General features: G+C 33.2%; 17 protein-coding genes. 2 read left to right on the top strand and 15 right to left on the bottom strand.

Features of this window, described 5'->3' with window-relative positions:
- Positions 1-31: 31 nt before the first annotated feature.
- The 4 genes from IDG64_RS00675 to IDG64_RS00690 form a co-directional block, all read right to left on the bottom strand.
- Positions 32-142, bottom strand: coding sequence for a hypothetical protein (locus IDG64_RS00675; protein ID WP_001790652.1), 111 nt, complete (start codon positions 140-142; stop codon positions 32-34).
- A 253-nt stretch (positions 143-395) separates the two neighbouring features.
- Positions 396-1355, bottom strand: coding sequence for a 2-hydroxyacid dehydrogenase (locus IDG64_RS00680; protein WP_000239131.1), 960 nt, complete (start codon positions 1353-1355; stop codon positions 396-398).
- Positions 1356-1387: 32 nt separating this feature from the next.
- On the bottom strand, positions 1388-2167 hold the full coding sequence (locus tag IDG64_RS00685) for a TIGR01457 family HAD-type hydrolase (RefSeq protein WP_000816184.1): 780 nt from the start codon (positions 2165-2167) through the stop codon (positions 1388-1390).
- Entirely contained in the window at positions 2167-2601 is a 435-nt protein-coding gene (locus IDG64_RS00690) for a DUF86 domain-containing protein (protein WP_000273979.1), read from the bottom strand. Before IDG64_RS00690 ends, IDG64_RS00685 begins: the two co-directional genes overlap by 1 nt.
- A gap of 97 nt (positions 2602-2698) precedes the next feature.
- Between IDG64_RS00690 and IDG64_RS00695 the strand changes: the two genes are divergently transcribed.
- Positions 2699-2965, top strand: coding sequence for a DUF3055 domain-containing protein (locus IDG64_RS00695; RefSeq protein WP_000566649.1), 267 nt, complete (start codon positions 2699-2701; stop codon positions 2963-2965).
- 78 nt (positions 2966-3043) lie between these two features.
- Here the strand turns inward: IDG64_RS00695 and IDG64_RS00700 are convergent, their stop codons facing one another.
- The 7 genes from IDG64_RS00700 to IDG64_RS00730 form a co-directional block, all read right to left on the bottom strand.
- Positions 3044-3427 carry a YutD family protein gene (locus IDG64_RS00700; protein ID WP_000598444.1) on the bottom strand — a complete coding sequence of 128 codons (384 nt, stop codon included), beginning with the start codon at positions 3425-3427 and terminating at the stop codon, positions 3044-3046.
- Between the two features lie 129 nt (positions 3428-3556).
- Positions 3557-4474: a lipoyl synthase gene (lipA, locus tag IDG64_RS00705; protein ID WP_000201875.1), complete on the bottom strand. Its 918-nt coding sequence runs from the start codon at positions 4472-4474 to the stop codon at positions 3557-3559.
- An 83-nt stretch (positions 4475-4557) separates the two neighbouring features.
- Positions 4558-5877 carry a bifunctional metallophosphatase/5'-nucleotidase gene (locus IDG64_RS00710; protein ID WP_001241221.1) on the bottom strand — a complete coding sequence of 440 codons (1320 nt, stop codon included), beginning with the start codon at positions 5875-5877 and terminating at the stop codon, positions 4558-4560.
- A gap of 26 nt (positions 5878-5903) precedes the next feature.
- Complete coding sequence (locus IDG64_RS00715) at positions 5904-6731, bottom strand: sulfite exporter TauE/SafE family protein (RefSeq protein ID WP_000927631.1); 828 nt, start codon at positions 6729-6731, stop codon at positions 5904-5906.
- Positions 6732-6743: 12 nt separating this feature from the next.
- Positions 6744-7592 (bottom strand): DUF72 domain-containing protein, encoded by an 849-nt coding sequence (locus tag IDG64_RS00720; protein WP_000608127.1) that lies wholly within the window; start codon positions 7590-7592, stop codon positions 6744-6746.
- A 288-nt stretch (positions 7593-7880) separates the two neighbouring features.
- Positions 7881-8948, bottom strand: a complete 1068-nt coding sequence (locus tag IDG64_RS00725) for an NAD(P)H-dependent flavin oxidoreductase (protein ID WP_000267248.1) — start codon at positions 8946-8948, stop codon at positions 7881-7883.
- A 13-nt stretch (positions 8949-8961) separates the two neighbouring features.
- Entirely contained in the window at positions 8962-10002 is a 1041-nt protein-coding gene (locus IDG64_RS00730) for a hemolysin family protein (protein ID WP_000582332.1), read from the bottom strand.
- Between the two features lie 364 nt (positions 10003-10366).
- On the opposite strand from IDG64_RS00730, the gene IDG64_RS00735 reads away from it, so the two are divergent.
- The gene (locus tag IDG64_RS00735) at positions 10367-10681 is read left to right on the top strand and encodes a hypothetical protein (RefSeq protein ID WP_000274029.1); all 315 of its coding nucleotides are present in this window, start codon (positions 10367-10369) and stop codon (positions 10679-10681) included.
- A 5-nt stretch (positions 10682-10686) separates the two neighbouring features.
- On the opposite strand, the gene IDG64_RS00740 is transcribed toward IDG64_RS00735, so the two are convergent.
- The 4 genes from IDG64_RS00740 to IDG64_RS00755 all read right to left on the bottom strand — a co-directional run bounded on the left by IDG64_RS00740 (position 10687) and on the right by IDG64_RS00755 (position 14268).
- Complete coding sequence (locus IDG64_RS00740) at positions 10687-10824, bottom strand: chorismate mutase (RefSeq protein ID WP_001790198.1); 138 nt, start codon at positions 10822-10824, stop codon at positions 10687-10689.
- Between the two features lie 197 nt (positions 10825-11021).
- Positions 11022-12419: a Fe-S cluster assembly protein SufB gene (gene sufB / locus IDG64_RS00745; RefSeq protein ID WP_001074405.1), complete on the bottom strand. Its 1398-nt coding sequence runs from the start codon at positions 12417-12419 to the stop codon at positions 11022-11024.
- A gap of 144 nt (positions 12420-12563) precedes the next feature.
- Positions 12564-13028, bottom strand: a complete 465-nt coding sequence (sufU, locus tag IDG64_RS00750) for a Fe-S cluster assembly sulfur transfer protein SufU (protein ID WP_001010514.1) — start codon at positions 13026-13028, stop codon at positions 12564-12566.
- Positions 13018-14268, bottom strand: a complete 1251-nt coding sequence (locus IDG64_RS00755; RefSeq protein WP_001006454.1) for a cysteine desulfurase — start codon at positions 14266-14268, stop codon at positions 13018-13020. The genes sufU and IDG64_RS00755 overlap by 11 nt, the downstream gene beginning before the upstream one ends.
- Positions 14269-14336: the final 68 nt, after the last annotated feature.

Below are 14336 nucleotides of genomic sequence, written 5' to 3' on the forward strand. Positions count from 1 at the left end.
TTCTTAGTAAAAACGCCTTTATAAAGACCGTTCAATATAAAATACGTTTTAAAATTTGTTTTTTACAATTCATTATATCGATATTCATAATGAAATTCAATTTTAATTTTATAGATTCAACATAGTAATTGGTTGTCATCACTCAATTATTGTAAATGATACACTTTGTTGAGAACATCATTCATTTTAAAGGTTATTTAAACAATAAACAATTACAGTCTATATAACAATTTTGTTATATACGTCAAAATCAAATAAACTCATCACATTAATATGACGAGTTTATAATGTTATTGAATTATCATCAGCGCAAATATATACATTCGCAAGTCAAGCATAACATATTTAACAATTGCTTTGCTTGTTTTACCAATGATTAAAAACCATACTTATTTTCAATTTACTGGAGTATGTGGTACCTGATTTGTCATAACCGCTTCTATATTATTAATACATAATTGAATCATATTGTCCCGTGTTGTTACTGATGCGCTACCAATGTGTGGTGTAATCAGAACATTATCACGTCCCATTAATGGATGTGTATGATCAATCGGTTCATTTGCTAATACATCTAAACCACATGCTAAAATTTCTTTATTGTCTAGTGCATCGATTAATGCTGTTTCATCTACAATTTGCCCTCTACCGATATTAATAAAAATTGCATCATTTTTCATTTGTTCAAATGCTTCAGCATTAAATTTATGATGTGTTTCTTTTGTAAGTGGCGCTGTACAGATGATAAAATCACTTTCTGCTAACAACGTTTCAAAAGAAACATATGTTGCATTAAAGTCCGCCTCTGCATCTTTATGTCTTGATCGATTATGATAAAGAATATTAGTATTAAACCCTTGCAACCTTCTTGCAAAAGCTTTACCAATATCTCCCATACCATATATTCCAATAGTTGAATTGAAGACATCTTTACCTGACAATAAATAAGGACCCCAGCTTTGCCATGCATCTGCTTCTACATATTTTTCAGCTTCTACAATACGGCGTGCTATAGCAAGCATTAATGTAAATCCTAATTCTGCAGTTGTTTCAGTAAGTACATTTGGTGTATTCGTGACAACCACGTTATTCGCTGTTGCACTTTCAACATCGATGTTGTCATATCCTACAGCCATATTCGCAATTACTTTTAAATTTGGTGATTGTGCTAAAATTTCTGCATCGATCTGTTCACTTAATGTAATAAAACAAGCATCTGCGTCACGAAGTGCTGTCACAAATTGATCTTTAGGCATAGGCACTAATGATTTTTGCCACATAACAACGTCACCAAGTTTACTTAATTGTTGATAAAATTTATCTGGAATTTTCCTCGAAACAACTATTTTTACCAAATCAATTCACCTACTTTATAAAATGACTATATCTATTTTTCTAATTCAGCTATTGCTTCATTTAAATCTTTAAAAGAATACGTTGGTGGCACATTTTTATTTTGCACATCTTCTAACGTAGATACACCTGTTTGTACATGAATCGTATCCATACCTACGTTAATACCAGACATAATATCGGTATCGTACAAATCGCCTACCATAGCAACTTCGGATTTATCTAATCCTAAAATTTCTAATGCTTTAACCATAATAATCGGTTCTGGTTTACCAATAAATTGTGGCGATACACCTGTCGATACACTTACAACACTTGTAATAGCACCATTACCAGGTAATAAACCACGCTCTTTAGGAATTGATACATCAGGATTTGTAGAAATAAATGTTGCACCATTTCTTACACCTAACGTTGCAATCGCAAGCTTTTCATATGTAACTTGTTCGTCAAGTCCAATAACTACATAATCAACATGCTCGTCATTTTTAATGACAAGTCCCGCTTCGGTTAACGCAGTATTTAAACCACTCCCACCTAACATATATACTGATGCTCCTGGTGATTGTTCTGAAATATAATCAGCAGTGGCTAACGCTGACGTTACAACCTCTTCTGGTTTCGCATCAATGTGCATTTCACGTAATTTTTCAGTTACTTGCTCAGGTGTTTTTGTTGAATTATTTGTTACGTATAAATGAGGAATGCCTTTTACATTTAAATAATCGATGAATTGTTTTGCTCCATCAATCTCATCTGTTCCCATATACATTGTGCCATCTAAATCGATTAAATACGCTTTATACTGTTTCATTATTGATTTTCTCCTTTACCAAAAGCTGTTACTGGTACATTTTCTTGATGTAAAAATGTCGTTACTTCTGTAATAAATTGTTTGTAATAAGGTAATGCGTCATCAAACATTGGCATGATAACCTTAATATCTAAGGCTGTGTAATCATATGTAAATTGTTTACGAATATCGACAGTTTTATTAATCGCCTGCTGTGTTTCTTTAGTAATAACATTTTCTAGTTCTAATATATCAATCACATCTTTATAATTACCAGGATCCCTTAAAATAAATGCATCGATAATCATATTCCCTATATCTACCGATGATTCTATCAACATTTGAGCAATGCGTTCAAATGCATAATGATTGTGCTTGCTCTCATGATAATCATCAGTTAATGCTTGTAAATAGGCTAATTTCTGAGTTAGTTTATCTTTGTCTACAAAATACATTCCTTGTCACCTCTCGCTTATATATTATCATAATTTTGCAGTATACTTCATTTGTCGTTATACTAACTTTACTACTTTTAAAAGGAGTCGCTACAAAATGATTGATATGTATTTATATGATGACAACGAAGAGAGTCAAGTTCAGTTTGTTGGTTTTGTTGGCGAGCATAGTCGATATGATTTAATGTTAGTCCATACAAATAGACATTATGGTAAGACACTCGTACTTAATATGCAAACAAATAAATTCGGTATTATCGGTACTGATGATTTAAAAGAAGAAGGCTATATCGCTCATATTTTAGGTGTAAATGCTGAAGAAGGCGATGAAATTACTGAGTATTTAAATGAAGTCATTCATTAAAGATAAAACCCCCTAACTAGATTACAGGTCCATGCTTGAATTGCATGATTCCCATTTTTAATCTAGCTAAGGGTTTTATTAATGTTCAGTATCTTGAATGGTTGGCTTAATCTTCACATCTTGAAGTTTATTGTCGTCATCTATCACATCAGACGGATGAACTTCTTCGATTAACTTTTTAACCTCTTGTTTAGACAAATGTCTTAATACAAAGTAAGGACAACCAAAGTTACAATATTCAAATATGTAATCTTGAATATTTGAAAAACGTTTACTCATCTCTGCTTTTTTATTAGAATCTTTGTAAAAACCTTTTAATCGTAATTGATCGTAACCATAGTCACCAACAATGTAATCATATTTATCTAAAATATCTGAATACCTAGCAATAAATTGTTCTTCATTAAAACATTCGCGATAATTTTCTATTAATTCAAAGTAATGTTGATCTACTTTTATCAAATTCTTCACCTATCTATGACAATGAAAGGCTCAGTTTATACTTTTAGTGTTTCATAAAAATAATGATTACTTCTAAGACACGTTCGTTTTGTACAAACTAAGCCTTTATGCCTTATTAATTGTTAAATATTAACTATTTAACTGTGCCTCACCTTGGCGTTGCTTTTCTTTAGCAGCTTCATTTACTTGCTCATCCGCATGATAAGAACTACGTACTAAAGGTCCAGCTTGGCAATGTTTAAACCCTTTATCCATTGCCACTTTTCTTAATTTACCAAACTCTAAAGGCGTGTAATATTTTTGAACCTTTAAATGTTTACGTGAAGGTTGTAAATATTGACCAATCGTTAAAATATCTACATCATTCGCACGTAAATCATCCATCGTTTCATAAATTTCTTCTATAGTTTCACCTAATCCAACCATAATACTTGATTTAGTTGGGATATCCGGTTGTAATTCTTTTGAACGACGTAAAAACTCTAATGTTCTGTCGTAAGTCGCACGCGCACGAACTCTCGGTGTTAAGCGACGAACAGTTTCAATATTATGGTTTAAAATGTCAGGTCTTGAAGCCATTAATGTTTCTAACGCATCATAGTCCCCGCCCATATCTGATGGTAAAATTTCAATCGTTGTAAATGGATTTCTTTCTCTAACTTTACGTACTGTCTCAGCATAAACATTTGAACCAGCATCTCTTAAATCATCACGCGCAACAGCAGTGATAACAACGTGTTTCAAGTTCATTAATTCAACTGATTCAGCTACACGTTCAGGCTCATTTAAATCAAGTTCATTAGGTAAACCTGTCTTAACCGCACAAAAACGACAAGCTCTTGTACATACGGCACCTAAAATCATAAATGTCGCTGTACGACGTGCACCCCAACATTCATGTATATTAGGACATTTAGCTTCTTCACATACAGTATTAAGATTTTTTTCCCTCATCATCTTCTTAAGTCCTGTATAGTTTTCGTTGGTATTTAATTTTATTTTCAACCAATCCGGTTTACGTAATATTTCCTCGTTTTTTGTCGCCATAACAACACATACCCTCCTGTTAAGTGTATCTTTAAACATTATATCGAAATTCATGACAAATGAAAATCCAATAATCTTACTTTTTAATATTCCAATAATTTTTCTTTAAATATATCTCTTAAAAACTCTGGCATTAAATACTCTTTTGGTAATTCTTTCAATGTTGGGAAATAACGACCGAACGTATACATATCTATCGTACCTAGTACATATTCTTTGTCGTCTTCGATTTCTTCTCCATTCAGATAGTAACGCCCTGTAGAATGAATGTACCCTAAATTATAAAGAATATATCCTCCAAATATATTCCCTCTGAAACCCAAACCTTGTGCATGTTCATACATATATTCTTGTTTATTACTTTTGGCTATAATCTCTTTTAATTTCACACCAGAAAGTCTAACCCTTACCATATTAATCGGATGCGGTAACATTTGATGAATGTCATATTCTGTCACTTCATCTTTTACAATATCTTTAACGAGTAAGCCAGCATTGATGATGGCACATTGTGCATGTGTATACTCACAAACACTTTGAGCTAATAAGTATGCAGCTTCAGTTATGTGATTCATACTACGCTTAAGCACTACTGGATGTTGAATTACTGAATTGGACATTAACGTTTTTCCTTCTTCTTCAAATGAAGTTTCAACTTCAGGTAATGTTTCTAAAGGAATAATCTTTGCAGTTTTATGTACTACTTTATGTGCCTCAAAAGTTAAATTAACCTCTCCAAGATAATTACCATACTTTCCAGCTGCCGCCATCAGTACACCATTATTGATTTCACCATGTTCAAAATAATGATGCGTATGACTACCAAAAATGACATCAATTTCAGGCAATTCTTGGCATAATGTTTCATCGAAGAAAATGCCACAATGACTTAGCACGATTAATACATCAAATTTACCTCGTTGAAGTTCAATTTCTTCTTTTATAGATTCAAGTGGATCGGTAACAATCCAATTTAGTGCACGATAAAATGGGGTAAAAGGTGCTGTCGCTGCAACGAATAGTATTTTCACACCGTCTATGTCATTAATATAAGAAGAAACGATATTATTTGGTAAATGACCTGATTCATCTATAACATTGCTACATGTCACTATAAATTTTGCTTCGTCGTAAAGGTGATTTAAAGCTTCGTGTGAAATGGTCATCCCTTCATTATTACCGATTGTTGCAACATCACATTTTGCTTCATTTAGTAATGCCACATTCTTTTTACCTAAAGTTGCTTCAGTTATAGGTGCGGATAAATCTACATGATCACCTAGATCAACATATAAAGAAGGATGGTTAAGTCGTGGCCGATGTTCTGCCATATATGCTTTAATGCGTTCGTATTCATGTAAATGACTATGAATATCGTTCGTATGATAAATTGTAAGCCTCAAATTGACGTCCTCCTTTTAAAGTTGTATTAAATCAACGCACGAATAATTAAATATATACCCATTAACAACATTACTGTTCTCAATAATGTTACTACCGTATCTGACTTAATTGATTGATTCACTTTGACACCGATTTTCGCACCAAAATAACTAGAAATAATTAAAATGATTGCATACCCCCAAGCTACGTGACCTTGAGCAATGTGCCCTATAGAACTCATGATACTTGAAAAGAAAATCATCATCATACTTGTTCCAACAGCTACATGAGGTGGAAATCTAAATACAATAAGCATTAGTGGCGTCATTAGTGCGCCACCTCCAATACCAAATAAACCTGTCAATATACCAATTAAAAACGTTGTAATAAAAGCAAACAATGGTGGCACACTATAATGATATGTTTTACCTTTAGCATCTACATAAGTCTTTTCATACTTGGGTTTATCAAAAATTTTAAACGGTTTAATCTTATTTCTTACCATTAATAAAATGGCTACGAAAATTAAAAAGATACCAAAATATAAATTAAATGACTCAAATGTTAAATATCTACTAATGAAGGACCCAAGCAATGAACCTGGTAATAGTCCAAATAAAAAGATGGAACCATTTTTAATATCAACTTGTTTTGTTTTTAAATATCCAAGTGATGAAGAAAGTCCTGTCACAATTAGAATGACTGAAGACGTCCCTATCGCTACTTGTGTTGTAATATTATGTAGTAATCCATGTTCAACACCAAGGTAAACCATTGTTGGAACGATAATAATACCGCCTCCAATGCCTACGATTGAACCTATAATCGCTGACAAACCTCCGATTAAAACTAATAATGTAATTGTTAATAACATAGTCGTCGCCTCTTAAAATAATTTTAATTGTTGTGGTGCTAACCCTTCATATTCTATATTCAATAATCGCTGATATGTTTTGGCATTATTTGCTGCATGACCACCAGAATTATTGTTAAATATGACGTAAACTTTCTTAGCTTTTTGTGCTAATATTTGTGCCTTTTGTGCCAAGTCTATTAATTCTTGCTCATTATAATCATATAAATAGCGTACATCTCGCCATTCTTGATCTGACATATCTTTCTTAGTCCAACCGTAATGATTACGTCCATGATAACGTACAAACGCAATTTCATTTGTGATTCGATTGACTAAAGGTACACTGCCATCTTTCACTTGTGGTTCATCAACTACTGCATGAATGATTTGATGTTCTGTTAAAAATGCCAATGTTTGTTCTTTAAATGCATCACTAAACCATGATTGATGCCTAAATTCTACACATATTGGAAATGCTTGTAATTGCTGTCTTACATACAAAATATATTTGATATTTTGTGCATTGCAGTCAAACCATGGCGGAAATTGAACCAATACCATTGCTAATTTTTTCTGTGTATGTAAGGGCTCTAACATATTCTTAAATTGATCAAATAGTTCTTGCCTTGTATCTGCAAATGTTTTGTAGTCTGCATGCAATGTGAGTGCTTGATGAATTTTGACCACAAATTCAAATGTATCAGGCGTTTCTTTTATCCATTTCAATATATTTCTTTCCGGTTGTATCGCATAGTATGTCGCATCTAATTCGACAACCGGAAAATGTCCAGCATATGTTTTAAGTTTATCGGTTTGGCGTTCTAAATCTTCATATAATGAATAGTGATCACCCCAACCTGTTAATCCGATGTTTATCATATATATATCACCAATGTCATCATACCATATAACTTTTATCATAATCATTTCAGCGAACTTTAATTTGATGATTTCGCTTGATTATAATCATTTCAGCGAACCTTCGTTTGATTATAATCATTTCAGTGAACTTTCGTTTGATGATTTCGTTTGATCATAATCATTTCAGTGAACTTTCGTTTGATGATTTCGCTTGACTAGATTGGTAAAATAGAAACGCAATCCACAAAAATGGCAAGCACTAAAATAATGTTTGGGGGTGCTTGTGCTTTTGTGGATTGCGGTCGATTATTTATATTGCATGATTTGATTAATTTGATTGATTATATTGGACATGATGGTGTTGGCGGGATGCGTTGTTGCTAGTCGCGGGCTTTGTCCACTCCACATATGTGTTAACTCTTTGTCGCCGATGTTTGCTGCGGCTTTTCTTATGCTACTTGTTAGCTCATTTTGTATTGGATAATCTGGGATATCGCCTTCGTATTGGGACATTTCTTCGATAAACCTATTGTTGATACCGCGTGCAAGCTTTCCACTAAACGCTTTTGTAATGACTGTATCTGTTTCTTTACTATTTATAATTGCGTCTCGTAGTAGTTCTGATGCATTACTATCTTGTGATGTTAAAAATGCAGTGCCCATTTGTACCCCTTCTGCACCTAAGACAATACTTGCCAAAACTCCTCTACCGTCCATAATTCCACCAGCGGCAATGACCGGAATTGAAACGACATCTACAATTTGTGGCACTAAAGATATTGTTCCAACCATAGGTAATTGATTTTTAGGTTTTAAAAATGAACCACGATGTCCACCTGCTTCACTACCTTGAGCAACGATAGCATCCATACCCGCTTTTTCATTCGCAATAGCTTCATCAACACTTGTTGCTGTACCTATAAGTTTGACATTCGCTGCTTTCAACCTGCTTATAATCTGTTCGCTTGGAATTCCAAAAGTAAAACAACATACAGGCACTTGCTTTTTAATTATCGTATCAATATGACACTTAAATTGTTGTTCTTCGGTAATTTTTACAACCGGCTCTTCTAAATGTAATGCGCGTCGATAAGGTTTTAACCATGCATTCATATTTTCAATTTGACTACTGGTATATGATTGTTGACTTGGTACAAAGACATTTACACCAAAAGAATTTGACGTTAATTGGCGTACATAATCTATTTCATCTTCTAATTGCTGCGTATTAAAGTAACCTGCGCCTATTGTGCCTAATCCACCACTGTTACTTACTGATGCAACTAATTTCGGTGTCGTACTTCCTGCCATACCTGCTTGTATAATTGGATATTCAATACTTAACATTTGAGTAAGTCGATTCTTATTCCACATAGCTGTTCGCTCCTTATATAGATACGTTGCGATTTTTCCGTTGTTGAAATTGAATTTGCTGTTGAGAAAGTTTTTCTTTTTCCTTTTTATCCATCTCATCTTCAATTTCCATACCTAATAATTCTTCAATTAAGTCTTCATGTGACACTATCGCTTCGGTACCACCAAATTCGTCCAACACAATTGCTAAATGTTTTCTAGAAATAGTCATCTTACGTAATACCCATTCAGCTTTATTGTGTTCATTCACAAATAATGGCTTAGCTGAATAGTTTGTAATTTGATTTTCTTTTTTATTACTCCAAGCCAACAGATATTTAGAATGAAACACTCCAATAATGTTATCAATATCTCCCTCGTACACTGGATATCTAGTGTATGGCTTATTCATAACCGTTTCATAAACTTCTTCGTATGTCGCATTTGAAGCAAATGCCGTCACATTAATTCTAGGTGTTGTATCTACATCTTTTACTTTTAAATTTTCAAAATTAATGACACCTTCCAACCTACTCGTCTCAATTTCATTTAAAGCACCTTCATGTCCAGCAATTGCTAACATTGTTTTAAATTCTTCTTTTGAAAATTGATGTTCTTGAGGTTGGCCCTTAGATAAACTTCGATTAATACTGTCCGTCAACTTATTTAAAAGTAATGTGATAGGGCGGAACACAATGACACAAATATTAATAATTGGATATACAAGCCTTGTTATTTTATCTGGAAATGTTGCAGCGACAGACTTGGGAATCACTTCGGAAATCAATATGATAACAACTGTTAAAACAGCTGATGCAATACCAACGCTAATCCCCCAACGTAAAGCCATAATTGTAACAAGTGTTGGTAATAAAATATTCGCGACATTATTCCCAATTAGAATCGTTGTAATAAACTCACTTGGTTTTTCAAGTAACTTTACAATGCCTTTTGCTTTTTTATCACCTTTGTCAGCTTCAGTTTTAAATTTTGTTTTATTGGCAGCCGTTAATGCCGTCTCGCTTCCTGAAAAGAAAAACGAAATAAATATCAATATAATTATGGCAATGATCACGCGTGTAGTCTCCTTATTGTCATATCTTATTTTTATTGTAGTTACTTAATTCCCGACGTTCTCGTTTAATAAACCAGTTAAAATTCATTATATATAATAGTCTTAATAATGATAATTAATATGCATTTTTAGTTATAGTTACTTTAATGCATTCATTAGTAAAATGATGCTATAGTTCGAGCTGTTTGTTATTAATAAATTTACATAATGAAAAATTTTAACAAATTCAGTTTATGACATAGTTATAATGATTTGAAACCATTATAATGATAACAATAAGTTTCTCATAAATTTATTCTAATTATCTTTTAAATAACTTTAGACAAGTACTTGTTTATATCCAAATATAGAAAGAAGGATTAACATGTATTTTGTTTTAGCAATATTTACAATAATCAGTGCCAGTGTAAGTTTAGGTTATTCAATTCAAGCATGTGCATCTAGCCATAATATAAATGCATATTATGCACTTAGTCGAAGCTTACCTTTATTTTTATTAGCTATTTTTTCTTTAGTCATTCATAGTGCTATATTTTTGATAACTATATCCATTGCAATGATCTTAGTTCAATTTTTAGATGCGATTGTTGGTTATAAAAGTGAAGATGTCTTTAAAACTTATGGTCCATTAGCAACATCTGTAGTGAACTTAATATTATTAATAGTTTTCTTATTTTAACTCACTTATACAACGAATCTTAATCGAACTAATATCGAATTATCTAAAGAATATTTGATGTAGCTTTCAATTAATTTAATAAAGACCAGCACTCTAATGCCACAATCATGTTGTATTTGTGTTGTCGCTTTATCCACCATCAATGATTATTTTTTACACCAATCAAAAAATCGGACTGATATAAATAAGTACAAAGCTTATCTATCAATCCGATTTAGTTATAAAACAAAAAAAGCCACAGTAATGTGGCTTTTTGTTATATTCAGTATCAAAATGGTATCAAAATGGTATCAATAGCCATTTTCGGAAGTCAAGAATGGCTTAACAACGCGGTTTAAAGCTATCCAATACTACCTTCCATTTCGAACTTGATTAAACGGTTCATTTCGACCGCGTATTCCATTGGAAGTTCTTTTGTAAATGGTTCGATGAATCCCATAACAATCATTTCTGTCGCTTCTTCTTCAGAAATACCACGACTCATTAGATAGAATAATTGTTCTTCAGAAACTTTTGAAACCTTGGCTTCATGTTCTAATGATATTTGATCGTTGAATACTTCGTTATATGGAATTGTATCTGATGTTGATTCGTTATCTAAGATTAATGTATCACATTCAATATTTGAACGAGCACCTTTTGCTTTACGTCCAAAATGAACAATACCGCGATAAATAACTTTACCACCATTTTTAGAAATAGATTTAGAAACAATCGTTGAAGATGTATTTGGCGCTTTATGAATCATTTTAGCACCGGCATCTTGAACTTGTCCTTTACCAGCAAATGCAATAGATAATGTACTACCTTTTGCACCTTCACCTAAAAGAACACAGTTTGGATATTTCATCGTTAACTTAGAACCTAAGTTACCATCTACCCATTCCATATTTCCGTTTTCATAAACAAAAGTACGTTTTGTAACTAAATTGTATACATTGTTCGCCCAGTTTTGAATCGTAGTATAACGAACGTGCGCATCTTTATGCACAATGATTTCCACAACAGCAGAGTGTAAAGAACTAGTTGTATAAACTGGTGCAGTACAACCTTCTACGTAATGTACAGAAGCACCTTCATCAGCAATGATTAATGTACGTTCAAATTGACCCATGTTCTCAGAGTTAATACGGAAATAAGCTTGTAGTGGCGTATCTAGTTTGATATTTTTAGGTACATAAATGAACGAACCACCTGACCATACTGCTGAGTTTAACGCCGCAAATTTGTTATCTGCTGCAGGTACTACAGAAGCAAAGTATTTTTTGAATAATTCTTCATTTTCTTGTAAAGCACTATCTGTATCTTTAAAGATAATACCTTTTTCTTCAAGTTCTTTTTCCATATTATGGTAAACAACTTCAGATTCATATTGAGCAGAAACACCAGCTAAATATTTTTGTTCAGCTTCAGGAATTCCTAATTTATCGAAAGTTCTTTTAATTTCTTCTGGCACTTCATCCCATGAACGTTCAGCTTGTTCTGAAGGCTTTACATAGTAAGTAATGTCATCGAAATTCAATTCTGATAAGTCGCCACCCCATTGAGGCATTGGCATTTTATAAAACAATTTTAATGATTTAAGACGGAAATCTAACATCCATTCCGGCTCATTTTTCATGTTAGAAATTTCTCTAACGATATTCTCAGTTAAACCACGTTCTGATCTGAAAATGGATACATCATCGTCGTGGAATCCATATTTATAATCCCCAACATCAGGTGCTTTTTTAGCCATTTCAATCACTCCTTAAAAATATATTTACAACGGCGTGCGTAAGTTTTTAATTCATGATGTAAACCATATTATGACATGACATCTTATAAAAATTTTTATACTTTTATATGTCTAATATCAAAATCATCTATGATTAACAGCATTCTATTCTTCTTCAGTCGTACCTTCTGCTTTACCTTCTTTAGCAACAGTACCTTTTTCCAATGCTTTCCAAGCTAATGTGGCACATTTAATACGAGCTGGGAATTGAGATACACCTTGCAATGCTTCAATATCTCCCATTTCTTCTGTAATCACATAGTCTTCACCAAGCATCATTTTCGTAAATTCTTGGCTCATTTGCATTGCTTCTCCAAGTGAATGACCTTTAACAGCTTGTGTCATCATCGATGCACTTGCCATTGAAATCGAACAACCTTCACCTTCAAACTTAGCATCTTTTATAATGCCGTCTTCTATATCAAATGTTAGTCGTATACGGTCACCGCATGTCGGGTTATTCATATCTACTGTCATAGTCCCGTTATCTAATACACCTTTATTTCTAGGATTTTTATAATGATCCATAATGACAGATCTATATAATTGATCTAGATTATTAAAATTCATAAGAGAAAAACTCCTTCGTTTGTTTCAAGGCATTTATTAACTGATCAACGTCTTCTTTCGTGTTGTATATATAAAAACTCGCTCTAGCTGTTGAAGACACATTTAACCATTTCATTAACGGTTGCGCACAATGATGCCCAGCTCTAACCGCTACACCTTCTGTATCTACGGCTGTAGCAACATCGTGTGGATGTACATCTTGTAAATTAAACGTTATTACACCTGCACGACGATCCTTTGGCGGGCCATAAATTTCAATTCCTTCAATTGCAGACATTTGCTCATAAGCATATATCGTTAATTCTTGTTCATATTTATGAATTGCATCAAATCCTATGCGTTCTAAATAGCGAATAGCTTCTGCAAGCCCAATTGCTTGTGCAATTAATGGAGTGCCCGCCTCAAATTTAGTAGGTAAATCAGCCCATGTTGCATCATACTTACTTACAAAATCAATCATGTCGCCACCGAACTCAATCGGTTCCATTTTTTGTAGTAACTCACGTTTACCAAATAATACGCCAATACCTGTTGGTCCAAGCATTTTATGACCACTAAAACTATAAAAATCAGCATTCATTTCTTGCATATCAAGTTTCATATGTGGTGCTGCTTGCGCCCCATCAACACTGATAATTGCACCATGTTGATGAGCTATTTCTGCAATGGTTTTAACATCATTAATTGTACCGAGTACATTAGAAATATGTGCAATAGCAACGATCTTTGTTTTATCATTAATCGTTTGCTTAATATCTTCGATGTTTAATTCACCGTCAGCTGTCATTGGTATAAATTTCAATGTCGCATTTTTACGCTTTGCTAACTGTTGCCAAGGAACAATATTGGCATGATGTTCCATTTCAGTGACAACAATTTCATCGCCCTCTTCAACATTTGCATCACCATAGCTATGTGCTACAAGGTTAATCGATGCAGTTGTTCCGCGTGTGAAAATGATTTCTTCAAAATACTTCGCATTAATAAAACGACGAACGGTTTCACGGGCATTTTCATAACCATCAGTTGCCAATGATCCTAATGTATGAACACCACGATGAACGTTTGAATTATAACGCTTGTAGTAATCCTCTAAAACATTTAACACTTGCACAGGCGTTTGACTTGTCGCTGTTGAATCAAGATATGCTAAACGTTTGCCATTGACTTTTTGATCTAATATCGGAAAATCCTTGATTACTTCATTAACGTCAAATGAGTGTTCGGCCACTTCATTCACGACCTTTCTTAAATAAAAATCCTAATCATTTAAATACTGACGTTGTATTAGTCTTATACCAATATCGA

The sequence above is a fragment of the Staphylococcus sp. EG-SA-15 genome, from assembly GCF_017151895.1.
GTDB lineage: Bacteria > Bacillota > Bacilli > Staphylococcales > Staphylococcaceae > Staphylococcus > Staphylococcus aureus.